Origin of the sequence: Flectobacillus longus (assembly GCF_030056705.1) — a bacterium.
In the GTDB taxonomy this organism is placed as follows: Bacteria; Bacteroidota; Bacteroidia; order Cytophagales; family Spirosomataceae; genus Flectobacillus; species Flectobacillus longus.
The window spans coordinates 125,658-150,866 of record NZ_JASHIC010000002.1; the positions used below are offsets into that span (position 1 = coordinate 125,658).

Here is a 25,209-nt window from a genome sequence, read left to right on the forward strand (position 1 = left end):
TCGAGTGATACACTCGACACTGATAGAATAAATCATATTTGACATCTTTTGAAATACGATCTAGCTAATAAACGAAAAAAGTGTATCCAATTGGATAAAAGGTGTTTGTAAAAATACATAAAAACCTTCTATCTTATTGAATACACTTTTTTTCTTTGAAAACTATAGGGTAGTTTTCTGTTGAAAATGGTTACTTTATTACGGTCAAATATCCTGTAAGCGTAGGCCAATCTTTTCGGATTTCGATAACATAATAATAGGTTGATGATTTTACTTCTTTATCATCTATAATTCCTTTGAAAGGATTACTTGCGTAGTCATTGGTAGTAAATACTTCGTTGCCCCAACGATTAAATAGCTTCACGGAAGCGTTGGGAAATGAGGTTGTGATGTCTGATAAATCCCAAAAATCATTGATTCCATCCTCGTTTGGCGTGAATGTGTTTACAATTTTTCCACTGACAAAAACCTTTACGATTTTTTCATCGGCACATTGGGTGGCATTATCGGTTACTTTCAACACATAATTGGTCGATTGGTTGGGCGTTGCCACAGTCACTGGCGTGTTTACCTCACTAAGTCCCGTAGCTGGTGACCACAGTAAAGTATAATCCGCAAGGTTGGTACTTGTTGCCAAACTACTGGTTAAAGTTGTGGATTCGCCCGCTTGAATAACCACATCAGGACTTAGTGTAAATACAGGTGCTGCGCCAATCTTGAGGTTAGCCGTAGCTTTGGATTGACACCCAGCATTAGCGCCAAAGGTGTAAGTAATGTCATACGAACCAGCTCCGTAGGTAGTAGGATTGATGGTTTTACTGGTCAAAGTTGTTCCTCTTGAGTCTTTAAAAACTCCTCCAGAGTTGTAGGGACTAACAAATTTCGTTAAATCAATCGTTGCAGTAGTTGGCAAACAAATAGGGTCTAATTTGAAGGTGACAGGTATTGAAGCTGTACCTGTGACGGTGATGTCGCTTGTTTTGGTACAACCTGATACTGTTGAGACCTTTAATTGAAAAGTATTTGTGCCTAAATCTTTTACTTTGATAGAATTACTTTTTTCATTGGGCATAATGGTATTATTCTTACTCCAAACGTAATCAAAATCTGAGCTATTGAGAGCACTTATTACAAAATCATCCGAATCACAATAATCAGTCAAACCGCTATTAGTAGTGAGTGTGGCGTTTGGTTGAGTAGGATAATCAATTGTTTTTTTCAGAATATAGGTACAATTATTTGCACTTGTGGCTGCATTTCTCAATGTAACAGTATATTCAATTTTTTGAGCCTGAGTAGGGAGTGGGAATTCATCTACAGCGAAATTAGTAATATCAGATTGAATACCATTAAACGTTTTTGTTTGCTTTACACCATCTATATACCATGTATAAAGAAAATCAGTTTCTTGGAAAGTAGAACCAGGAGGGTTTTCTTTCACATTTAAGAGAAACTTTGTGCAAGCATCACGATATACATGACTTAGGTATAAATCCAACCCTGGTCTTTCTGTCAAGGTAACATTCGAAGAGGCTTTAGGAAGTCCACAGCCATTTTTGGCTGATACCAAAACGGTATATGTCCCAGCGCCTTCAGCTTTTACCTTGGAATCTGTAGCACCAGCGATATTTAAGCCATCTTTTTGCCATTGATAAGTATAATTGCTACTGGCTGTAGTCGATAAGTCGACATAACCATTTTTACAAACGGTTCCTGTACTAATAGGACTTCCCGAAGCATCGCTAATTACAGGCGTGGCAGATACCGTTGCTGAACAATCTATAACCTTTAATACAAAATCTCTACGGGTTTTGCCAATTGTTACACCATTCCTTTTTTCTGTAACTTCAACACAAAACAAATATGTGCCTACTGTACTGGCTGTAACCGATAATATACCAGAAGCATTAACACTCAAAGCAGGACTCCCTGGGATTTGTGCGGATGCACTGCTTCCACCTGCCCAGCTTACAGTTGCGTAACTGCCCGAACCTGTTGGGGTAGGGTTGCTATTGGAGCTTGTCGATGAGCCTTTGTAAGGTGTTACCAAGGCGTAAGATAGTTGGTCGTTATCACGATCAGTTGCCCCAAAGTCATAGCTAAACGCTTGCCCTTTGCAGATATACGCACCTGTGATGGCATGAAATTCGGGAGAGGAATTATAAAACTCATTACTAGACTGCTTGAGTGCAGGAAACTCCAAATAAAATAATGCTCCTGTCGATGTCGGACTGCTAATATTGGTTACGTTGGCTCTACAGCATTTTTCTACAACCACATAGTATCCGCTAGCATCAGCATAGTCGGCTGAAGACACCACAAAGTCGCCTTCGTAGTCTACTTGCAAAATGCCAAGTTGCTGACTATTAGCACAATCTTGATTGTTGAAAGACACTTCTTTTCCTGTGAGCGAGGAAGCCTTGAGTGTAAGCGAAGCCTTGAGTGTGTTATTACTTTTCTGAAAAATACCTACCTTAAGATTATCATCACTACTTGTTGGCGCGCCACCAGATTTGTCATAATACACATGAAGTAATAGACGGAATTTTCCATTTGTAGTGCTACTTCTGCTGATTAGTTCTAAATTACCACCCAACACTGAAGCTGCGTGTACATAATTTGAAATAATCATACATAAACAAAAGCTTAAACACCTGAAAATGTGCTTTATCATTTGAAATAAGGGCTTATAGTGTTGTGTTACATTAAGCGGATTCACTGAAGCTGGCGGGCCTTGAAGGATTTCCAGCAATAATTGTGCTAGAACAACTATTTTATACTTGTTGACGATAGAAACTATAAAGTAATTGAAGATAAAAAGGTAGATGGGAGAACGGATTGTTTACCACAAAACTCTTAAAATATGGAGCAAATTAGTAAATGAATGTTTTTGTAAATATAATCTATCCAGTGACAGAAATTGGCTTCAATGGTATTGATATTGCTCTTTTGTAAATGATTAATAGTCAGATATAAAAGGGTGTTTATAACTTTTTCAGATAGTTACTTGTTAAAAACTAACCATACTAAATTTACAAAATATTTAGGAATATAAAAAGCGTTCAATGACTGTTTCGCATGAAAGATATGTGAGAAGAAGTTAAATTTGTAAATATTTTACATCGCATTTACCTGAGACCCAATTGACGAAAGTTCAAAGCGTGAGGCTAAGCCTTTGTCACTTAAAAATAACAACATGCAAAACGATTTTTTTGAAACTAGAATTGAGTTACTCCGAAACGTTGGCCCACAGCGCGGACAATTACTCAATACAGAGTTGCAGATTTTTACTTTTGGGGATTTGATTCAGTATTATCCATTTCGATATGAAGACCGAACGCAGTTTCACTATATATCAGAATTGACTGAGGATATGGAATATGCCCAAATCAAAGGTCGTTTGCGCACGCTTGAGAAGGTGGGAGAGGGTTTCAAACAAAGATTGACAGGGACTTTTACCGACGGGACAGGTTCAATGGAATTGACTTGGTTTCAGGGAATTACTTGGCTCGAAAAGCATCTTCGTATGGGAGCTGAATATGTGCTATTTGGTAAACCATCCTTTTTTCAGGGACGCCCACAAATGCAACATCCTGAACTGGAATTGCTCAATGGGACTAATGAAAAAGGAGGCTATTACCAACCCGTTTATAGTGTTACCGAAAAACTTCGCAAAAAGTACATCGAATCCAAACAAATTGCTTTGATGCAAAGGGCTTTGTTGGAAAAAGCCTATCCTCTGATTCGAGAAAATTTACCTACGTTTTTGCTGCAAAAATATCGTTTGGTTGCCAAGCGAGACGCCATTTATAATATTCACCTGCCACACTCTGATCAGTGGCTTCATCAGGCTCGTCGACGCTTGAAGTTTGAAGAATTATTTTATAATCAACTTCGCTTAATCAAACAAAAAGTGCTACGCCGAGTTGATTATGAAGGTCAGATATTCAAAAGTGCAGCTTTACTAAAAACTTTTTACGATGAGTACCTTCCCTTTCCGTTGACAAATGCACAAAAGCGAGTAATTAAAGAAATCTTCGCTGATATGCGCATGGGGCGACAAATGAACCGCCTTTTGCAAGGAGATGTAGGTTCGGGCAAAACCATCGTGGCTTTTATATGTATGTTGTTGGCAATCGACAATGGTGCGCAGGCTTGTTTGATGGCGCCCACCGAAATTTTGGCCGATCAACATTATCAAGGTTTGAAGGAATTTGCCGAACTGTTAGGAATAAGAATCGAAAAACTTACTGGTTCGACCAAGAAAAAAGCTCGTACGCTCATTCATGAAGGGTTATTGGATGGCTCTGTAAAAATCATCGTTGGAACGCACGCTTTGTTGGAGGATATAGTGCAGTTCCAAAATTTAGGACTTTGTGTAATTGATGAACAGCACCGTTTTGGTGTAGCACAGCGAGCTAAACTTTGGGAGAAAAACAAATATATGCACCCGCATATCTTGGTTATGACGGCCACGCCTATTCCAAGAACCTTGGCAATGACGCTCTACGGGGATTTGGATGTTTCGGTGATAGATGAACTTCCTAAAGGTCGTAAACCTATTAAAACCGTTCATCGGTACGATTCTCATCGTCTCAATGTTTTCGGTTTTATGCGTGATGAAATCCAGAAAGGGCGACAGGTTTATGTAGTTTATCCTTTGATTGAAGAATCCGAAAAGTTGGATTATAAAGACTTGATGGATGGCTATGAAAGTATAGTGAGAGCTTTTCCAGAATATCAGGTAAGTATTGTGCATGGAAAAATGAAGCCTGCCGACAAGGATTTTGAAATGCAAAGGTTCGTAAAAGCCGAAACTCAAATTATGGTTGCAACCACAGTAATTGAAGTAGGTGTGAATGTGCCTAATGCTTCAGTTATGGTGATTGAAAGTGCCGAAAAGTTTGGATTAGCACAGTTGCATCAGCTAAGAGGAAGGGTAGGGCGGGGTGCCGAACAAAGTTTTTGTATTTTGATGACCGATTTCAAATTGTCCAAAGATAGTCGTACTCGTATCGAAACGATGGTACGCACCACCGACGGTTTCGAAATAGCCGATGTAGACTTACAGTTGAGAGGTCCTGGTGATATTTCAGGTACACAACAAAGTGGTATTATCGATTTACAAATTGCAGATTTGGCGAAAGATGGCGAAATACTGAAAGTAGCAAGAGAGTGCGCCCAAGCCATTTTAGAAGCCGATCCCAATTTGAGCGCAGAAGAACATTCAATGATTCGTGAGCAAATAGATTCGCTAAAAACGAATCAAAGTAACTGGTCGAGAATTAGTTAAATTTATATTAAGCGTAGAAAAATGTATAGGAGCTTAGGATAAATCCTTATATTTGACTAAAGCAATCTAAATAACCCCCTTTTCTCGTAAGTTAATGGGCAAAATAAAATTAATTTTACCCGCAACAGGCATTAAGCTATATGCCATAAGCAAAAAGTATTTCTAACAAAATCATGAATACAATTTTTGCCTAATGCCTACGGCTTATAGCCTAGAGCGTATTAATGCAATTTTATTTTGCATTAATGCTTAAGTAATTATATAATAAAATTTAAAATCAGCAATCCCAAATCTACAATCGTAAAAGTTTGTCATGAATAATTCAATCAATAAAATCCAAGAAGCAATAGCCCCTTTGAGAGAGGCATTGACCGATCACTCAGTATATCATCAAATCAATCAAATCGAACATTTGCAGCTTTTTATGCAAGACCATATTTTTGCGGTATGGGATTTTATGTCGATTCTCAAAGCTCTTCAGCGTAACCTCACTTGTGTCGAAGTACCTTGGGTTCCTGTAGGTAGCGCCGAAACGCGTTATTTAATTAACGAAATTGTCAATGGCGAAGAAAGTGATGTTGACGAAGAAGGCGTTCGTATGAGCCATTTTGAGTTATATCTGGATGCCATGAGACAATCAGGCGCAGACTTATCTCAAATCGAGCAGTTTTTGGCGTTATTGTCACAAAAAACAAGTGTTTCAGAAGCATTGGATATGGTAGGGGTAAGTCAAAGTGTAAAGGATTTTGTCAATTTTACATTTGAAGTAATTGCTACCAACCAGCCACATATTCAAGCCGCTGTATTTACATTTGGTCGTGAAGATTTGATTCCAGACATGTTTATTGCCATGGTAAAAGACCTTCATGCCGAAATGCCTGAGCGTATTGCCAAGTTTAGATATTACCTAGAGCGCCATATCGAAGTAGATGGCGATCACCATAGTCATTTGGCTATACAGATGGTAACAGAACTTTGCGGAACAGATGAAACAAAATGGCAAGAAGCACTAACCTATTCGGAGAGAGCTTTACAGATGCGAAAAGTACTTTGGGACGGAGTAGAGGCTAAAGTGCAAGCCGTTGAGGTATAGGAATTAAGCAAAGAATCAATCGCATTGAGTATTCTTTAAATAAAACTGCGATTTTTAAGAAAATCTCCATATTGGTAGAATCCATTTTTTTAGATAGTCAATAAGTTGATAAAAAGCGGAAAGCCCTGTATAACAAGGTTTTCCGCTTTTTGTTTTTGAGATATTTCAAAAAAATATCAAAAGGCAGTTTTCAAGATACCTGATTCTAGGAAATGTAAAATAATTCCTTTTGCTAAATAATTAGTAGATAGGACGGTAATTCAAAGTGCTTCTTGTAAATTTGCAACTCTTATAACAAAACACAATTTTCAATTCACAAAACAACGTTTAAACCAATGTTAAATCTCGTCTTGTTTGGACCTCCGGGGGCAGGTAAAGGAACACAGTCAGCCAAATTGATTGAAAAATACAATTTAGTACACATTTCTACGGGCGATATGTTCCGTGGGCATATTGCCAACGATACTGAGCTTGGTAAGCGTGTAAAACAAATTCTTGCAGATGGACTTTTAGTTCCAGATTCGATTACTATCGAAATGTTGGAAGAAGAAGTAAAAAATAATCCACAAGCAGAAGGATTTATTTTTGATGGATTTCCAAGAACAGTTCCTCAGGCTGAAGCTTTAGATGCTTTCTTAGTGAAAAACGGACAAAGTATCAACGGCGTTGTTCAGTTGGACGTAACAGAAGACGAAATCAAAACTCGTATCGCTGAACGCCAAAAAGTAAGCGGACGTGCAGACGACGATGCAGATAAACTTTTGAAAAGAATTGATGAATATTTCTCAAAAACAATTCACGTATTGCCATACTACGAAGCACAAGGTAAAGTGAGTAAAGTAGATGGTATCGGTGCTATTGAAGAAATTTTTCAAAATATTTGTAGTGCAATCGATGCAGTAAAATAGTTAACTATTTGTAACTACTCACGCATCGTTTACCACTTATACAGCTAGGCTTTGGACAAATCAAATCATCGATTCCTTTGTCTAAAGCCTAGTTTATTATAACCCAGTAGACCCAAGGGTAAAATAGTAGAACTGCTTTACGGAATAGCGTAATTTGCTATCCTGATTAATTAGTTATTTACTTCCTTATAGGTCAATGCCTTAGAATTGCTTATTTTTGCAAAAGGATACAATAGAAGCTGCCAATTCTTATTCAATCTTGCTGAAAATATGTTCATAGCCAGTGGCTATTGGCTTTCAGCTAGGTCAAAAACCTAACCCCAAGTTTTATAGGAGATATTCTGTCAATAAAGTTGAAATGTTGAATAAGACTTTATCATGACAAATTCCCTCATTGAACTATCAAATAGCAGAAGGGGTTTTCTAAAGACTGATGACTCCTGACCACTCTGCTTGAAAATCTCAATAAATAGTATTTAATCATTACAATTGGCCACAATCATGGGCCCTTTATAAATCTCAATTAGTAATTATGACATCAAACTTCATTGACTACGTAAAAATCAACGTTCGTTCTGGACATGGTGGTGCAGGTTCAACTCACTTTCGTCGTGAAAAGCACGTTCCCAAAGGTGGACCAGACGGTGGCGATGGTGGTCGTGGAGGACATATTATCCTCAAAGGAAATGCCCAACATTGGACACTTCTCCACTTAAAATATCAAAAACATATTTTTGCTAAAGATGGAAACGGAGGCGAAGGTGGCCGTCGTACTGGCGCACAAGGTCAAGATATGTATATCGAAGTTCCGCTAGGAACGATTGCAAAAGACCCAGAGACAGGAGAAGTTTTGGCAGAAGTTACCAAAGATGGACAAGAAGTAATCTTGTTGAACGGCGGTAGAGGAGGCTTGGGTAATGTGCACTTCAAAAGCTCAACTAATCAAGCACCACACCATTCTCAGCCTGGCGAAGATGGCGAAGATATGTGGGTGATTCTTGAACTAAAAGTATTGGCCGATGTGGGTCTTGTTGGTTTCCCAAATGCAGGAAAATCAACTTTATTGTCAGTGCTTTCAGCTGCAAAACCAGAAATCGCTGATTATCCATTTACTACTTTGGTTCCAAACCTTGGTGTAGTTTCTTATCGTGATTTCAAATCATTTGTCATGGCAGATATTCCTGGTATTATCGAGGGTGCAGCCGAAGGTAAAGGATTAGGAACACGCTTTTTGCGCCATATCGAGCGTAACTCTATCTTATTGTTTTTGATTCCAGCTACGGCCGAAGACATTACAGAAGAATATAGAATTTTGCTGAATGAGCTAAAAGAATACAATCCAGCTTTGTTGGACAAAGAACGTATGATTGCCATTTCGAAGATGGACTTAGTTACAGAAGACGAAGATTTAGCAAGAATCAAAACGCAGATTCCAGAAAATCTTCCTTACGTAATGATTTCATCAGTGATGCAACAAGGACTTATGGAATTAAAAGATATGATTTGGGGCTCATTACAAAAAGCTCAAGAATCTTTTGTACAGCCAGAAGAGAAAAATGAGGAAGAAGTCCAAGAGGATAACAACCAAGATTTAGCAGAGTAAACAAGAATACTAATAGTTCGCCTAAAAAGATGTACTTATTTTGCAAGAAGATAAGTACATCTTTGATTCCCATCTAATTGCTTTTTAAAGAAGAATCATAATAAAGTACTTTGACCCATATAGTTAACAATGCACGTCTTATTTAGAAAGCATCCCAAAAGAGTAAAATATTAGCAATTATGAAACAAATTTTCAAACTCTTCTTTTTTGTATTGTTGAATTGTTTGACGGTACTGTACGGAATTTCGCAAGTTACCATCACACCTGTATCAGGAACCTACACATGCTCTGGCAATGGAACGGTAAAGCTTAGATTGCCTAAAAGTAAAGCCGCGTATGAATGGACTAATACGCAAACATCGACTATTATCGGTTCTGATAGTACCATAACTGTTAGTCCGGGTACTTATTCGGCAAGGTATAAAGAAACCATTGGAGGAGCATGGCTATCGGTGAGTGCTTACACTGTTGCGCAAATAGTTCCTACAACTCCTGTAATTTCTGCAAATGGTTCTACTTCGGGTGTTTTTTGTGGAACGAGTAGTATCATACTTTCATCAACAACAGCTACTAATTATTCATGGAGTAGAGGAGCTACATCTGTTGGGTCGTCTCAAACGCTAACTGTATCTGGTAATTCCATTGTTACAGGAGGTAATTATTCTTTTTCAGTTTCGACAACTGATGCAATATCAAGCTGTTCAGCTACTTCTAATACGATTACATTAACACTATATCCTTCCGCACCTTCTAAACCAACCATAACTCCCGATGGAAGTTTGTCTTTGTGTACTGGCGGTTCGGTAGGACTTAGTTCGTCTTATTCGGCTGGAAGTAATATTTGGACAAAAACAGTAGGTGTCTCTGTTACTACTACAGGTACCACAAAACTTACTGTGAGCGATGCCAACACTGTATATGTTGTAGCAAAAGACAATAATGGGTGTTTGTCTCCAGCATCAGATGCTGTAACAACTACTATGAATACTTACCCGTCTGCTCCGGTAGTAACCCCAAGCGGAACAGTAAGTATTTGTGCTGGAGATAGTATCTTACTTAGTTCAGATAACAAGGGGTCGGGTACTTATACTTGGAGTAATGCTGCAACAGGACAGACGATTTATGCAAAAACAGCAGGTACATATTCTGTCAAATTTAAGAATACAGCAGGATGTGAGTCTAGCTCATCAAATATAGTAACCGTTGTAGTAAATGCCTTACCTGCTACGCCTACAATATCCGCAGGCGGAATTACTACTTTTTGTAATGGAGGTTCGGTGACTTTATCTTCATCTTATACCGCAGGTAATAATTTATGGAGCCGTTCAGTCGGAGGAGATACGACAACTACAGCGGCAAATACCATTAGAGTAAGAGTTTCTAATACAATTACAGTGCGCGCTGTCAACGTCAATGGTTGTAAATCTTCGGCATCCAGTCCAATTACAATTACTGTGAATCCAGTTCCTACTGCTCCAATTATTACGCCTAGCGGAACTGTTAAAATATGTGCTGGAGATAGTATTTTGTTGAGTTCTGACAATAAAGGTACTGGTACTTACTTATGGAGTAATGCTAAAACAACTCAGACAATCTACGTTAAAACAGCAGGAACCTATAATTTGACTTTTACAAATAATTTTGGCTGCCAATCACCAGTATCAAACTCGGTTGCAGTAGTAGTAAATACATTGCCTACAAAGCCAACAATTACTGCCGATAGTCCGATTATTTTTTGTGAAGGATTTACTGTAGGATTATCTTCGTCATATACTGCTTATAAAAACGTTTGGTATCGAAATACAGATGCTGATACTACTACCAGTACAACTACAAAGTTGATTATTAGAAAATCTTCTATTATTACTGTACGAGCTTTAGATGCGAATGGATGCTATTCGGTAGCATCTGATCCTATTACTACTAAAATGAATGCCCGTCCTGCGACACCAATATTGAGTGTAGTAACTTATACAAATAATCCTATACTTCAGAATGGAGTGAACTTGGGTGTTTGTACGGGTGATAGTGTTCAGCTTGGCGTTGTTAATAGTTATACCAAAGGCACGTTTTTGTGGACAGATACCCGCACTACCAAAAATATAGTTATCAAAACCGCTGGTAACTACTCGGTCATATATACTGATACCTTGGGGTGTAAATCTGTAGTTTCACCAGTTTATACTGTCACAATCAATGGAAGACCTGCACAGCCAGTAATTGGATACTCCTCAGCTTTGGAGTTTTGTGCTGGTGGACAAGTAGTGCTTACTTCGTCTCAATCTGATAGATATTTATGGAATACAGGAGAAACAACTCCTTTTATTACGGTTCGAATTACAGGTAATTATAATGTAATTGCCATTAATGATAAAGGTTGTCGCTCTGTTTTGGCATCAGCCAACGTACCTGTAACAGTAAATCCATTGCCTGCAAAACCAATTGTTACAGCCAATGGTCCGCTAACATTTTGTCCCGATAAAAATGTAACGCTAACATCTACTGTATCCGAAACACAATATATCTGGACAGACTCGACGAGCGCTACCCAAAGTACTAGTTTTGACAGATCCATAACTATAAATAAATCAGGTGTTTATAGTGTTCAAACAAGATCTGCAAAAGGTTGTGTTTCACCAAGTTCTGAAAAATCGAGAATTGTGGTATTGGTAGCTCCACTTGCTCCAACCATTTATGCTTTGACGCCAACTAGTGTTTGCGAAGGTAATACCGTTAGCTTAGTAGCTTTGTATGCCAATGGGAATGTGGAAAAGTTTAGCTGGCGAAATGAAGATACACAAGAAGAAATAGCAACGACAGCTACAGTGATTTTAAAAACCTCTGGTCAATATAGTGTAAAAGTACAAGATTCTCAGACTTGTAATTCGGCTTATTCTTCGATACAAATTGTGAAAATCAATGCTTTACCAGCCAAACCTGTTATTCAAGCTGTGAATGGTAAAATTATCTGTGATGGTGATAGTGCGTTGTTGCGTTCTAGCCTACCAAATACTTTACCAAATGGCACTGCATCTTACAAATGGACCTTTAATGGAACATTATTGACTGTTATTACGCGAGATTTATACGTAAAAGGTGCAGGAGGATATGCGGTACAAGTAACCGATGCGAATGGTTGTCAATCTGTTGCATATTCTGATACAGCCAAAATTACAGTAAACCCATTGCCAACTGTACCTATTATCACGGCTGTAGGACAAAATCCTTTCTGTGCTGATAGAAGTCTGATATTGAATTCTTCTGCTGATGTTGGTTACAAGTGGAGCAACGGTGCAAGTACTAGAAGTATCACTATCAATCAAGCAGGTTTATATACCGTACAAACGATCAATGGGTACAAATGTTTGTCAAAACCATCTAACCCGATTGAAGCAAAAGTAAATGCACTTCCTGCGTCAACTAATATTTTTGCAGGAGGTAATACTATATTCTGCTCTGGTGATAGTGTCCAAATTAATACCATAAGTAATTTTAAGGCGTATTGGTGGGTAGACACAGACTCATTAGGATATGGAGCTAATAATGTCTGGTATGCCAAACGTGGAGGCAATTATACGGTACGTGTTCAGGACTTTAATGGTTGTTTTTCTCCTGCTTCAACACAGCGTTTTGTCGATGTTAGAAATACTCCTATCACCCCTGTTGTTACACAAATAGGTTCTTATACAATTGAATCAGCAGGCGATGGTGATGCTAACGGATACGAATGGCTACTGAATGGGAAGGTAGTTACTGGTAATGCTAAAGATCTTAAAGTAAGAATAGATGGCAACTATCAAGTGCGCTCTAGTTTTACCTATACTCCAATCGCATTACCTGATAACAGGTTGGTTTGCTACTCGAAAATTTCTTTAGCTAAAGCTTTCAAAGCAGATCCAAATCTCGATGGATTGAGTATTTATCCAAATCCATCAAACACAGGTATCTTTACGGTCGAAGTGGCTGAGGATTTAGTTGGAGCACAAGTTTCGGTATATGATTTAGCTGGTCGTTCGATATTGAATTATGTAGTCGATAAGTTTGACTCACGCAAACAAGTTGATTTAAGTAATCAACCTTTCAATTCATTTATATTGAGAGTAAAATTAGATGGTTACGAAAAAACAAAACATATATCAGTAATTAGATAGGTTTTCAGATACATGATTAATAGAAAAAGGCTGACATATATGTCAGCCTTTTTCTATTAATCATGTATAGCATTGAGTTGTTTTACCATTACCGAAATACCTTCTTCAAAGCTAACAGGATGATAACCTAGTTCATTGATAGCTTTATTCAATATAAAACCTGTTCGAGGAGGTCGTTTGGCTTCTTGCGTAAAGGTATCTGCTGTAACTTCAGTGATAAGTGTTTTATCCAAAGCAAAATAATTAGCAGTTGCTATTGCCATATCGTAAGGACTCATAAAATCTTTTCCTGAAATATGATAAATACCTTGTGCGTGCTTTTGTGTAGCAAGCCAACAGCCTAAGGCTAAGTCTTCTGCCAACGTAGGTGTCCGAAGCTGATCGCTAACTACCTTTATTGCCTGACCTCTTTCTAACGAATTTTTTACCCAAAGAATAATATTGCTTCTACTCATATCAGGTACAATTCCATAAACCAAAACAGTTCGAATAATACTCCAACGTAAGCCTGATGCTTTTACTCGTAACTCTGCTTCGTATTTACTTTTACCATAAACTGAGATAGGAGCAGGCTGGTCTTCTTCGTGATATGGACCATTTTCTCCATCAAAAACAAAATCGGTAGACACGTGACATAAATAAATATTGTGACGCTGGCATTGCTCAATCAAATATTCAATGGCCGTTACATTGGCCTCCCAACAACCTTCTGGATTTTGGTGGCATATATCCACATTAGTCATAGCTGCTGTATGGATAATGCTATCAGGGCGCACTTTATCGATTACCTCCTGTATCTGGACTGGGTCACTCAAGTCCATCTCTTGATAGCTGAACCCCTCCGAAATACTAAGTCTACTTTTTCCTCGCGCTGTCGCAATTAGTTCTATCGTTGGATTGTTGACCAATAAATGAACTATTTTTTGCCCTAGTAGTCCATTAGCTCCTGTAATTAAAATTTTTTGCATCTTACCTAATATGATATAGTTAAAATCAACGTACTCTTCTTATTGCTTACCGTGTTATTTCACAATGATAGAGCATAACCTTTTACTAACAAATCAAAAAAATAGAAAAAAATAAAATTATGTAAATCCGAACCTTCGTATAAGTCGTAGATATGTTTGTAAGTCGAAAATAGCTATCGGTTTACCTGCCGATGGTTGTTTGGGCCTTTACGCAATCAGCCAAGTAGTTATAAATTATCTTTAAATCATTTTTAATCCCTATTTTTCTTTTAAAACTTTCATTAAAAATTAAGGAAAAATAGTAACTGACTATCCTTGACAAGAAGTACCATTTACCTTGAAAATATATACGGATAATCCTTACAATTGACTTAAATCCTGAAATGTATATGAAAACTTTATTGAAAATTGTTAAGGCAGTTTCACTGACTGTGGGTGCTCTCTTTTTGGCCTTTGTAGTGTATGCAAACTGGGAAGAACCATCGTTAGCGGACAAGCTAAATTTGAAACCCATCCAATTGGTGGTATTCAATCTCTCAAAGCCACTTTCTACGACCGATAGCACATCGCTGGCTTCTTCGTTAGAAAGTACTGTAGGAGTAACAGCCTCAACTGTAAATCCTAAAAATCAGACCGTTAGTGTGACTTATCATGCTGATGAAGTAAATGAGGAAACACTCAAAGAAAAAGTAGAGACGTTTCCTGTAATGGCAACAAAGCTTGAGTTTAGTCAAATGGAAGGACCCAAATGTCCGATTCCTATGGGCTACATTGACTTTGTATTAGATGCCAAAAAAGCTCTATGTTTTAGGTAACTCTTAGCGACAAGATCTGTTCTCTGTTTGTCGTAAAAGATTACGTATAGTCATTAAATTTCTGTTTGTCAAAACGAAATTTGGCTTCTTGCTATTATGATTAAATTAGAAGAAAGCACATAAAATACATTTTAGAGACCATTTTGTGCTTTCTTCTAATTCTTTACTCTATATCGAATAACACTATTTTAATAAATAAATTCTGCTTTGTTTTAAGTGTTGAGCATATCAACACACTAAATTCTTATTGATTAAAATCTACCCGTTTTCTCTCTATTTTAATTCGCAAAAGTTGACCATTGCGGGTATGGATAGCTTTTGTAATCACCAATCAAATTTCAAAAAAAATATGAAAAAATCTGCGCAATTATGGGGAACTATCCTCATGTCTGGTATGCTCATGCTTACATCTTGCAAGAAGGACGATGACATGCAGCCTACGCAGTCGTTGTATCTGCGTCTTGGAGGTAATACAGCGATTTCGGCTGTTATAGACCAGTTTATTGCCAATGTGGCTAGTGATACTCGAATCAATGCCTTTTTTGCAGATGCTGCCGCCGACCCTACTCGTTTGACCAAGCTACGCAACAACCTTATCAATCAGGTAGGAATGGCAACTGGTGGTTCGGAAAAATATACAGGATTAGACATGAAAACAGCCCATAAAGGTATGGGTATTACCGATGGCGATTTTGGTGCTTTGGTAGAAGATTTAACTTCGGCTTTGGATAAATTCAAAGTAGGTACAACCGAAAAAACAGAATTATTGACAGCGTTAGCTGGTATGAAGGGCGATATTGTTGAAGGACAAGTAGCATTGTACAACCGACTAGGAGCCAATGCAGGTATTTCGGCTGTGATTGATGATTTTATTGGTAAAGTAGCTGCTGATACTCGAATCAATGCCTTTTTTGCTGCTGCTGCCGCAGATCAAGCTCGTTTGATGAAGTTACGTAACAATCTTATTAACCAAGTAGGACAGGCGTCGGGTGGACCTGAAAAGTACACAGGTTTGGATATGAAAACTGCTCATAAAGGTATGAAAATCACTGATGCACATTTCAATGCTTTGGTAGAAGATTTAACAGCCTCTTTGGTAAAATACAATGTCCAATCTAAAGCTAAAATCGAATTATTGACTGCCTTAGGTGGTATGCGTGCCGATATTGTAGGTCAATAATTAACTAAAATCATTGATGTCTTTTTATGATTTTGAGGGTGAGTAATTGATGAAAGTTCAGATATTTTGTTAATAACTCACCCTCAAAAACTAATAACTACGTTTAAACTTCTTCCTTTTTTTCTATCAAAATATAATAGCTGTCTTTATTACCATCAACCTAATTTTGGAGCACTAGCAAAAATTGTCATGTCATAATGTGATAAAAGTCATATTCGTGAGCGATAAATTTTACTAACTCGCAGTATGAAATTTAACGAAAGATTAAGCCTAAAAATAGTACATTTCCAAGTTTTAATCTTTCAAAATATCGTAATTATTTATACTCATTCTAAATTATGTTTAAGTATAAATAATTAGCGAAAAATGGAGTTATTAATGTCTATTCATGTTGTAATTTTGTGCTTGGAATAGTTAAGAGTTATGCAAAATCAATTCAAATCAATCAGTTTATCATATAAGTCGGCTCCCTTAGCGGTACGTGAGCAAGTAGCTTTGAATGAGGATGAAATCAAAAATTTCTCTCTCAGAATAAGAGATATGTTCGATATCCAAGAAGTCATTTTGGTATCGACTTGCAACCGTACGGAAGTTTACTATGTGTCAGAGGAAAACCGCAATACTGATATTATTAAGCTTTTGTTGCTTGACAAAGGCATAGCTACGACTGACGAATATTTTGCATATTTCCAACAATACAACGCTCAGGCTGATGCAGTACAGCATTTGTTTGAAGTTGCTACTGGTCTACATTCACAAGTAGTAGGCGACCTGCAAATTCCGAATCAAGTAAAGCAATCGTATCAAATTGCGGCTGACCTAAATATGGCTGGGCCATTTTTGCACCGTTTGATGCACACGATTTTCTTTGCTAACAAGCGTGTTGCGCAAGAGACCGCCTTTCGTGATGGTGCAGCTTCTACTTCATACGCAGCCGTAGCATTGACTGAGGAGGTAACTCAAAATATCGTTTTACCTAAAGTGTTGATTTTAGGTCTTGGCGAAATCGGTATCGATGTTTGTAAAAATATGGCAGACAAAGAGTTTGCTGAAATTACGGTTATGAACCGTACTCGCTCAAAAGCCGAAGCCATCGCCGAAGGACATAATTTCCGTATTGCCGATTTTGTAGATATGGAAGAAGAAATCAAACGTGCTGATGTGATTATCTCATCTGTAATGATTGACAAGCCATTGATTACCAAAGAAATGATTCAATCAATGGAGATTCTTACTTTCAAATATTTTATCGATTTGTCTGTACCTCGTAGCGTAGAAGAAAACCTAGAGGAAGTACCAGGAGTGTTGGTGTATAACATAGATACGTTGCGCCAAAGAGCAGATGAGGCTTTACAAACGCGTTTGGCATCTATTCCTCACGTGCAGCAAATTATATCAGAAGTTACTGTTAGCTTTGAGGATTGGTCAAAAGAAATGGTTGTTTCGCCAACTATTAATAAATTAAAAAATGCCTTGGAGCAAATCCGTAAAGAAGAGCTTGCACGCCATTTGAAAAATCTTTCTCCTGAAGAGTCAGAGAAACTTGATAAAATCACGATGGGTATCGTTCAAAAAATTATCAAGATGCCAGTTTTACAGCTCAAAGCAGCTTGTAAACGTGGTGAAGCTGACCAATTGGTAGACGTTATCAACGAGATTTTTGATTTAGAAAAACAAAACGAATCATCTTATTCTCATTAATTTGTTGCAACTAAGAGATACCGTTTATTAAAGATAATATTCCTCAAGCCTACAATTATTTGTAGGCTTTTTTTGTTACCTTGATAAAAATAGGAATAACGATTTTCAAAGATAAAGAATGTCGGATACCCTATTTTCATTTACCGATACACAATTAATTTTTTAAGGCTATGCTCAAAACAATCATCCGTTTGCTATTGCTTTTCCTTCTTATTGCTGGTGGAATTTGGCTTTGGGAACAATATAAATTTTTGAAAAATGATAATTCTACAACTCCAGAAGTAAGTCATAATATTTTGCTTCAAGAAATTACTTCAATGGGTAAAATCGAGCTGGTAAAATATAATTTCAGGGACGTAGTAGAGTCAAAAATTAAGAAGAATTTTTTGCCCGATGCCAAAGTTTTGCTAATCGTGACGGGCGAAGCTACAGGTTGTATCGATTTGACAAAAATCAAAGTTGCCGATTTACAGGAATTGAAGGATACAGTAGTTGTTCATCTGCCTGAACCTGAGATTTGTAACTACAAAATAGACCATTCCAAATCAAAGGTATATGATACACAATTTGCCTTCATGGATGAAGCAAAATTAGTAGATGAAGCTTTTCAGAAAGCCGAAGTTCAGGTGCAACAGTCTGCTCAATCGATGGGTATTTTGGAGCAAACCAAAGAATCCGCCGAACAGATGCTGAAACCTTTTATTGAAAAAGTTTCTGGGAAAAAAGTAGTCCTTAAATATGTAATGAAGGATACTCCAAGAAGGTTGAAATAAAGTCAATATATAAAGAAGGCACAATAGAATTATCCGATTGTGCCTTCTTTATGTATCAGCTTTTTCTCTTATTTATTCAAAATACGCTTAATATCGTTAGCCTGCGTCAAATAGTCTTTGAATTTATCGTAACCATCGGCTAACATCAAACCTTTAAATTTCAATAAGGTATTGATATATTCATCAAGTACGTCGATGATATTATCTTGATTTTGTCTGAAAATCGGAATCCAAGTATCAGGGTTGGATTTTGCCAAACGTACTGTTGACTCAAAACCTGAACTTGCCAAATTGAAGATGCTTTCTTCATCTTTTTCTTTTTCTAAAACTGTAGCAGCTAAAGCAAACGAACAAATGTGTGAGATGTGCGATATATAGGCTGTATGTACATCATGAGCTGCTGAGTCAAGATAGGTCAAACGCATCTTCAAACCTTCTGTGTACATTTTTTCAATCATCTTTACTAGCGCTGGTTTCGAATCTTGTACATCGCAAAGAACACAAGTTTTGTTATCAAACAAATTACGAATAGCTGCTTCTGGTCCCGAAAATTCGGTACCAGCCATGGGGTGAGTAGCAATAAAATTCCCTCTGTTAGGATGATTTCTGACAGAATCTACCGCAGGTTTTTTGGTTGAACCAACTTCTATCACTACCTGATTTGCAGAAACATGATTCAGAACTTCTGGTAAAAGCTTGACCAGAGCATCTACAGGCACAGCCAAAATAATAATGTCTGATTGTTTGATGGCATCGTTGAGCAAAGCCACACGGTCAACCAACTGGAGTTCTAAGGCTTTGATAACGTGTTCGGTTTTGTTATCCACGCCAATAACCGAATCCGCAAACCCACTTTCTTTAAGACTTAAGGCCATTGATCCACCAATAAGACCAAGTCCGACTACTGATATATTCATTTTTGTAAATGCTCAATGATGGAATTATCGTTTCCGATAAATATTGAAATATATTTAAAGCTTAGCCCGCTATCCTAAGAACAGATTCCCTTTGACTGACGAATGCGTTGGATAGCTTGGTCAAAAAGAGTGATTTCGGCACATAACGAAATACGAATATATCTTTCGCCAGCCGTTCCGAAAATACCTCCTGGGGTAATAAATACCGCCGAGCCTAGCAAAATCTCGTCTGAAAGCTCATAGCAATTGGTATAAGAATCTGGAATTTTAGCCCATACAAACATTCCTATTTGTTTTAGATCATATTTACAATCCAACAATTCCATAATTTCAAATACCTTGATTTGACGTTGTCTGTAAATTTCGTTTAAAGAGTCATACCAAGATTGAGGATTTTGGAGTGCTTTTACTGCAGCCATTTGTAAAGGCAAAAACATTCCAGAATCCATATTCGATTTGAATCTCAACACATGACTTATTAATTCGGCATTTCCAACTAAAACTCCCATACGCCAGCCAGCCATATTATGTGACTTCGAAAGAGAGTTTAATTCAATCGCCACTTCTTTCATGCCTTCAACCGCCAAAATACTTTGTGGAGAATCATTTAGGATAAAACTATATGGATTGTCGTTTACAATCAGAATGTTATGAGCAATCGCAAAATCTCTGAGTTTTTCGAAAAATTCAGTATTGGCTTGTGCACCCGTCGGCATGTGTGGATAATTGACCCACATCAATTTTACTTTTGACAAATCTCTTTGTGCCAAAGCATCCAAATCAGGTAACCAGCCATTGTCTTCAGCTAAGTCATAATCTACCACAGTAGCACCTGTTAGAAGCGAAGCTGCACGGTAGGTCGGATAGCCAGGGTTTGGAACTAGTACTTCATCGCCAGCTTCCAGATATGCCATCGCAATGTGCATAATACCTTCTTTCGAACCAATCAAAGGCAATACTTCATTAACAGGATTGAGTGTTACACCGTAGAATTTTTGATAAAACTGAGCAAAACCTTCACGCAAGGCAGGAATACCCACATAGCTTTGATAGGCGTGGTGTTTGGGATGTGCAGCGCTGTCTGTCAAGGCGTCGATGGTTTCGACAGACGGTGGCAAATCTGGGCTTCCAATACCTAAATTGAGCACATCAATGCCTGATGCACGCATATCTGCTATTTGTTTTAGTTTGGTAGAGAAGTAGTACTCCTGAACCAAGTTCATGCGGGATGCTGGTTTTATGTTCATTGTTTTACTAGGACATATTATTTAGTAAAAAGTTTTTCTTCACTAAATAATCAGGGCTATCGAATAATTGGTTAACAAAAAAGCCGACTCACTGAGTCGGCTTGTGTATTATTAGTTTTTTGATTTTTTCAAATTAAAGTCATAACACAACCGACTAAGCCTGCAAAGCGTAGTAATAATAAGCACGGTATGTGTTGATTGACTGGTTCATGACTTCAAAGGTAGTCTGAAAAAAATTATTTGACAAAAAAAAAGAGAATTTGTTGAAAAGAGCTAAAAATCTCAATGCCAAAGACATGGTTCTACAAGTCATTAAAGTTCTATTCGACCTAGGGCATCCCAAATTAAATCCTGCTCGTATCCTTTACTCAGAGCATAACGAAGCAATTTTTGTTTGACCACTAATGGATTGGTATCTTTAATCTCACCTCTTTTTTTGTGAAGAACATCTTCCAAAGTTTGAATATATTCATCGGGGTCGATTTCTTTCATACCCATCTGTAAGCAATAATCGGATACGCCGCGCATTTTTAGTTCTTGACGAATTTTGAGTCTGCCCCACTTTTTGACTCTAAATTTAGATCCTGCGAAGATTTTGGCAAATCGCTCTTCGTTGAGATAGTTATTCTCAATAAGCCAAACTACTATTTCATCGGCTTCGTCACCCCACACGCCCCATTCGTCGAGTCGCTCTTTTACCTCTCGATGGGTTCTTTCCTGATACGCACAGAATCCTGCGGCTTTTTTGAGAATTTCTTTATTCATAGAAATGTAGGTAAGTGTAAGTAGTGATTCAGGCTTTGGATAGTCAGCTATCGGATCATTTTGCATAACATCCTTATGCCTTTTCTTTTGTAACCTTTCATTTTTAACACAAAATCCCTCAATCCATGACAGATTGAGGGATTTTAGATTGCTTTAGCTAGTGCAGCAAACTAATAGCTCACGGCAAAGCCCAAAGCCAATAATTAAGACCCGCATGCTTCACAACCGTCTGGGTCGTCAATAGAGCATTGCATCGCAGACCAGTTTTGTTCTGTCACGTTGTTCAGTCCTGGAATGTTGAACGAGCTGGCACTAGCTTTCGCATTGGCAGCATAGGCCTCATAATTAAGGTCATGTTCGTGTACAACGTTTGCGTGCTCGATGGCTACATCGGCTTGCTTCTCAACTGTAAATTTGATAGCATCTGCTGCGGCCTTAGTACGTAGGTAATACATACCTGTTTTAAGGCCTTTCTCCCATGCGTAGAAGTGCATAGAAGTCAGCTTACCGAAGTTCGGGTCTTGAATGTGGATATTCAATGACTGTGACTGGCAGATATAAGCACCACGGTCAGCAGCCATTTCGATAATTGCTTTTTGTTTGATTTCCCAAACTGTTTTGTAAAGCTCTTTTAAGTCTTGTGGAATTTCTGGAATACCTTGAACCGAACCATTAGCTGAAATCAATTTATTCTTCATTGAATCACTCCACAAACCTAATTTTACTAGGTCTTTCAACAAGTGTTTGTTTACCACTGCAAATTCACCCGACAATACACGACGAGCATAGATATTTGAAGTATATGGTTCGAAACATTCGTTGTTACCCAAAATTTGAGAAGTAGAAGCGGTTGGCATTGGAGCTACCAATAAAGAGTTACGAACGCCATGTTCAACTACTTTTTTACGAAGCGATTCCCAGTCCCAACGATTTGAATCTGGTGTTACATCCCACATATCAAATTGGAAAATACCTTGTGAGATAGGTGAGCCTTCCCATGTTTCGTAAGGACCTTCTTTGATGGCAAGTTCCATCGAAGCTTCCATCGAAGCATAGTAAATTGTTTCGAAAATATCTTTGTTCAATCGACGAGCTTCATCAGATTCGAATGGCATACGCAACAAGATAAAGGCATCTGCCAAACCTTGCACACCTAAGCCAATAGGACGGTGACGCATATTTGAGCGACGAGCCTCTTCTACTGGATAGTAGTTGCGGTCGATGATTTTATTGAGGTTTTTAGTCGCCACTTTTGTTACTTCATACAAACGTTGGTGGTCGAATTCTAAGAATCCTCTTTCATTTTGCTTAATGAATTTTGGTAAAGCCAAAGATGCCAAATTACATACCGCTACTTCGTCTTTTGAAGTATATTCAATAATCTCAGTACACAAGTTTGAAGACTTGATAGTACCTAAGTTCTTTTGGTTTGACTTACGGTTTGCGTGGTCTTTGAAAAGCATGAACGGAGTACCTGTCTCAGTTTGTGCTTCCAAAATTTCGAACCATAAATCTTGTGCTTTTACCACACGACGAGCCTTACCTGCTTTTTCGTAGCTAGTGTAAAGTTCTTCGAATTTTTCACCGTAAGATTCATCCATGCCTGGGCATTCGTGAGGACAAAACAACGACCAAACGTCATTATCTTTCACACGCTTCATGAACAAATCTGGTACCCAAAGTGCATAGAATAAATCACGCGCACGAACTTCTTCTTTACCGTGGTTTTTACGAAGTTGTAAGAAATCGAATACATCAGCATGCCAAGGTTCCAAATAAATAGCAAAAGAACCTTTACGTTTTCCACCTCCTTGGTCAACATAGCGAGCAGTGTCGTTGAACACACGTAGCATTGGGATAATACCATTTGAAGTACCGTTGGTTCCTTTGATATAAGAACCCATAGCACGGATATTATGAATGCTCAAGCCAATTCCACCCGCTGATTGTGAAATTTTGGCACATTGTTTCAACGTATCATAAATACCCTCAATAGAGTCGTCTTGCATAGTTAATAAGAAACAAGATGACATTTGTGGTTTTGGCGTACCAGCATTGAAAAGGGTAGGAGTAGCGTGTGTAAACCAACGCTCAGAAAGAAGGTTGTAAGTATCAAGTACAGATTCTATATCATCAAAATGAATACCTACAGCCACACGCATCAACATGTGTTGTGGACGCTCAGCAATCTTACCGTCTAACTTAAGCAGATATGATTTCTCTAAAGTTTTGAAACCAAAATAATCATAGCCAAAATCACGATCATAAATGATAGCAGCATCTAATTCACCAGCGTGTTTTTTGATAATATCATAAACTTCTTTCGATAAAAGAGCCGCATTTTCACCAGTCTTAGGATCGACATAGTTATACAACTTTTTCATCGTTGCTGAGAATGACTTTTGGGTATTCTTGTGCAAGTTCGAAATAGCGATTCTTGCTGCCAATACCGCATAGTCAGGGTGCTTGGTAGTCATCGAAGCGGCTGTTTCGGCAGCCAAGTTATCTAATTCAGTCGTTGTCACACCGTCGTACAAGCCAGTAATTACTTTTTTGGCTACTTCCAGCGGTTGCACAAAGTAAGGGTCGAGGCTGTAGCAAAGTTTTTCGATTCGAGCGGTAATCTTGTCAAACTTTACAGACTCACGTCTGCCATCTCTTTTAATAACGTACATATCAACTATTGATTTTAGGGGTTAAAGCATTAGCCACTAATTTTCTTCTAAAAGGATTTTTGGGTGATAGACACATTTTAAACTTTCACTTAAAAGATTATAACATTATCTATCGAATATCTTGTAAACGATGAACATTTGAAATTTAGCGTAGCTGTCCACCTAAGCTACGAATTTATTAGCTTTTACTAATTGCAAATCTTTTTTCAATTTGCAGATTATTAATGTATTAGCAGTAAAATGGCCTAGATGCTCTACTTACCAAACTAAGGAAATTTGGAGTAGGCGTTTTTTAACGAGATTGTTCATTATTGAGCTGTACAAATCTGATGCATCAAGAAACTTGTCAGTCAAAATGATTTAATAATAAACAATAGTTAGCTCAAACTGAGCGGAGATGTTTGGTTTTCTGTGAGGCTCTCTCTTCTTCAAAGTTAGTAATTTTATCTACCCAACGCAATGAAAAAAAATAGTTCTCGCAAGGCCATCTCTAGCGATTATTTATAATGTACAACTCAAACTTTAGATAATCAGTTCACTAGACAAAGTGCAACTTGGAATATTACTACAATATTTTTTTCAAAAAAAAATCTTTAGCGAGTAAACGGCTGTCTATTAATATTTTCATGAAAAAAAGTTTTTGAAAGCACTAAAAAAAATGTAAATTTGCGTCCCGTTTCGAGACTCTTGTTTGTGAAACGTTATCGCCTTATCTTCAGATAATTGGCCTACTGATAACGCTAACCTCCCAGCCACGACTTGTCGAAACGCTTCAATTTAACCGAGACGGCAGGGAATCGTCTCAAAACTAAAAAATAGAAATGAAAAAAGACATTCACCCAAATTACAGACCAGTTGTTTTCCATGACTTGTCTGCTGACTTTAAATTTTTGACTCAGTCTTGCGTTAACACTACTGAAACAACAGAATTTGAAGGCGAAACGTACCCAGTATTCAAACTAGAGGTTTCTTCTTTATCTCACCCATTCTATACTGGTAAAAACGTATTGCTTGATACTGCTGGACGTGTTGATAAATTCTACAAACGTTTCGGTCAGAAGAAATAATTTCACAACAAAGCCTCTTTGGCTTACATGTTGTACCAAAAAGCCTCTTAGTT

General features: G+C 37.8%; 16 protein-coding genes. 10 read left to right on the forward strand and 6 right to left on the reverse strand.

Annotated features, from left to right (window positions below; genetic code table 11):
• Positions 1-190 precede the first annotated feature (190 nt).
• The gene (locus QM491_RS01935) at positions 191-2,632 is read right to left on the reverse strand and encodes a T9SS type B sorting domain-containing protein (RefSeq protein ID WP_283325571.1); all 2,442 of its coding nucleotides are present in this window, start codon (positions 2,630-2,632) and stop codon (positions 191-193) included.
• A gap of 564 nt (positions 2,633-3,196) precedes the next feature.
• Between QM491_RS01935 and recG the strand changes: the two genes are divergently transcribed.
• The 5 genes from recG (at position 3,197) to QM491_RS01960 (ending at position 13,048) form a co-directional block, all read left to right on the forward strand.
• The gene (gene recG / locus QM491_RS01940; RefSeq protein ID WP_283325572.1) at positions 3,197-5,293 is read left to right on the forward strand and encodes an ATP-dependent DNA helicase RecG; all 2,097 of its coding nucleotides are present in this window, start codon (positions 3,197-3,199) and stop codon (positions 5,291-5,293) included.
• Between the two features lie 313 nt (positions 5,294-5,606).
• Positions 5,607-6,386, forward strand: coding sequence for a DUF3050 domain-containing protein (locus QM491_RS01945; RefSeq protein ID WP_283325573.1), 780 nt, complete (start codon positions 5,607-5,609; stop codon positions 6,384-6,386).
• A 335-nt stretch (positions 6,387-6,721) separates the two neighbouring features.
• Entirely contained in the window at positions 6,722-7,294 is a 573-nt protein-coding gene (locus QM491_RS01950; RefSeq protein WP_283325574.1) for an adenylate kinase, read from the forward strand.
• 529 nt (positions 7,295-7,823) lie between these two features.
• On the forward strand, positions 7,824-8,897 hold the full coding sequence (gene obgE / locus QM491_RS01955) for a GTPase ObgE (RefSeq protein WP_283325700.1): 1,074 nt from the start codon (positions 7,824-7,826) through the stop codon (positions 8,895-8,897).
• Positions 8,898-9,076: 179 nt separating this feature from the next.
• Positions 9,077-13,048, forward strand: coding sequence for an Ig-like domain-containing protein (locus QM491_RS01960; protein WP_283325575.1), 3,972 nt, complete (start codon positions 9,077-9,079; stop codon positions 13,046-13,048).
• Between the two features lie 56 nt (positions 13,049-13,104).
• On the opposite strand, the gene QM491_RS01965 is transcribed toward QM491_RS01960, so the two are convergent.
• On the reverse strand, positions 13,105-14,016 hold the full coding sequence (locus tag QM491_RS01965; protein WP_283325576.1) for an SDR family oxidoreductase: 912 nt from the start codon (positions 14,014-14,016) through the stop codon (positions 13,105-13,107).
• 389 nt (positions 14,017-14,405) lie between these two features.
• Here QM491_RS01965 and QM491_RS01970 point away from each other — a divergent pair, with 389 nt between their 5' ends.
• The 4 genes from QM491_RS01970 to QM491_RS01985 all read left to right on the forward strand — a co-directional run bounded on the left by QM491_RS01970 (position 14,406) and on the right by QM491_RS01985 (position 18,485).
• On the forward strand, positions 14,406-14,831 hold the full coding sequence (locus QM491_RS01970) for a heavy-metal-associated domain-containing protein (protein WP_283325577.1): 426 nt from the start codon (positions 14,406-14,408) through the stop codon (positions 14,829-14,831).
• A 349-nt stretch (positions 14,832-15,180) separates the two neighbouring features.
• The gene (locus QM491_RS01975) at positions 15,181-16,011 is read left to right on the forward strand and encodes a group I truncated hemoglobin (protein WP_283325578.1); all 831 of its coding nucleotides are present in this window, start codon (positions 15,181-15,183) and stop codon (positions 16,009-16,011) included.
• 423 nt (positions 16,012-16,434) lie between these two features.
• The gene (hemA, locus tag QM491_RS01980) at positions 16,435-17,712 is read left to right on the forward strand and encodes a glutamyl-tRNA reductase (RefSeq protein WP_283325579.1); all 1,278 of its coding nucleotides are present in this window, start codon (positions 16,435-16,437) and stop codon (positions 17,710-17,712) included.
• A 170-nt stretch (positions 17,713-17,882) separates the two neighbouring features.
• Positions 17,883-18,485: a DUF4230 domain-containing protein gene (locus QM491_RS01985; RefSeq protein WP_283325580.1), complete on the forward strand. Its 603-nt coding sequence runs from the start codon at positions 17,883-17,885 to the stop codon at positions 18,483-18,485.
• A 68-nt stretch (positions 18,486-18,553) separates the two neighbouring features.
• Here the strand turns inward: QM491_RS01985 and QM491_RS01990 are convergent, their stop codons facing one another.
• The 4 genes from QM491_RS01990 to QM491_RS02005 all read right to left on the reverse strand — a co-directional run bounded on the left by QM491_RS01990 (position 18,554) and on the right by QM491_RS02005 (position 24,089).
• Positions 18,554-19,402, reverse strand: coding sequence for a prephenate dehydrogenase (locus tag QM491_RS01990; RefSeq protein ID WP_283325581.1), 849 nt, complete (start codon positions 19,400-19,402; stop codon positions 18,554-18,556).
• Positions 19,403-19,476: 74 nt separating this feature from the next.
• A complete protein-coding gene (locus tag QM491_RS01995) occupies positions 19,477-20,649 on the reverse strand; it encodes a pyridoxal phosphate-dependent aminotransferase (protein ID WP_310589539.1) in 1,173 nt (390 codons plus the stop codon).
• 312 nt (positions 20,650-20,961) lie between these two features.
• A complete protein-coding gene (locus QM491_RS02000) occupies positions 20,962-21,414 on the reverse strand; it encodes a regulatory protein RecX (RefSeq protein ID WP_283325582.1) in 453 nt (150 codons plus the stop codon).
• A 203-nt stretch (positions 21,415-21,617) separates the two neighbouring features.
• Positions 21,618-24,089, reverse strand: a complete 2,472-nt coding sequence (locus QM491_RS02005; protein ID WP_283325583.1) for a ribonucleoside-diphosphate reductase subunit alpha — start codon at positions 24,087-24,089, stop codon at positions 21,618-21,620.
• 821 nt (positions 24,090-24,910) lie between these two features.
• Between QM491_RS02005 and QM491_RS02010 the strand changes: the two genes are divergently transcribed.
• Positions 24,911-25,156: a type B 50S ribosomal protein L31 gene (locus QM491_RS02010; protein WP_095160592.1), complete on the forward strand. Its 246-nt coding sequence runs from the start codon at positions 24,911-24,913 to the stop codon at positions 25,154-25,156.
• The last annotated feature ends 53 nt before the right edge of the window (positions 25,157-25,209 follow it).

Coding starts and splice junctions, on each gene's coding strand:
- QM491_RS01995 (WP_310589539.1), bottom strand. CDS start 20,649: ATGAACATAAAACCAGCATCCCGCATGAACTTGGTTCAGGAGTACTAC.
- QM491_RS01965 (WP_283325576.1), bottom strand. CDS start 14,016: ATGCAAAAAATTTTAATTACAGGAGCTAATGGACTACTAGGGCAAAAA.
- QM491_RS02000 (WP_283325582.1), bottom strand. CDS start 21,414: ATGAATAAAGAAATTCTCAAAAAAGCCGCAGGATTCTGTGCGTATCAG.
- QM491_RS01945 (WP_283325573.1), top strand. CDS start 5,607: ATGAATAATTCAATCAATAAAATCCAAGAAGCAATAGCCCCTTTGAGA.
- QM491_RS01975 (WP_283325578.1), top strand. CDS start 15,181: ATGAAAAAATCTGCGCAATTATGGGGAACTATCCTCATGTCTGGTATG.
- QM491_RS01985 (WP_283325580.1), top strand. CDS start 17,883: ATGCTCAAAACAATCATCCGTTTGCTATTGCTTTTCCTTCTTATTGCT.
- QM491_RS01970 (WP_283325577.1), top strand. CDS start 14,406: ATGAAAACTTTATTGAAAATTGTTAAGGCAGTTTCACTGACTGTGGGT.
- QM491_RS02010 (WP_095160592.1), top strand. CDS start 24,911: ATGAAAAAAGACATTCACCCAAATTACAGACCAGTTGTTTTCCATGAC.
- hemA (WP_283325579.1), top strand. CDS start 16,435: ATGCAAAATCAATTCAAATCAATCAGTTTATCATATAAGTCGGCTCCC.
- recG (WP_283325572.1), top strand. CDS start 3,197: ATGCAAAACGATTTTTTTGAAACTAGAATTGAGTTACTCCGAAACGTT.
- QM491_RS02005 (WP_283325583.1), bottom strand. CDS start 24,089: ATGTACGTTATTAAAAGAGATGGCAGACGTGAGTCTGTAAAGTTTGAC.
- QM491_RS01960 (WP_283325575.1), top strand. CDS start 9,077: ATGAAACAAATTTTCAAACTCTTCTTTTTTGTATTGTTGAATTGTTTG.
- QM491_RS01990 (WP_283325581.1), bottom strand. CDS start 19,402: ATGAATATATCAGTAGTCGGACTTGGTCTTATTGGTGGATCAATGGCC.
- QM491_RS01950 (WP_283325574.1), top strand. CDS start 6,722: ATGTTAAATCTCGTCTTGTTTGGACCTCCGGGGGCAGGTAAAGGAACA.
- QM491_RS01935 (WP_283325571.1), bottom strand. CDS start 2,632: ATGATTATTTCAAATTATGTACACGCAGCTTCAGTGTTGGGTGGTAAT.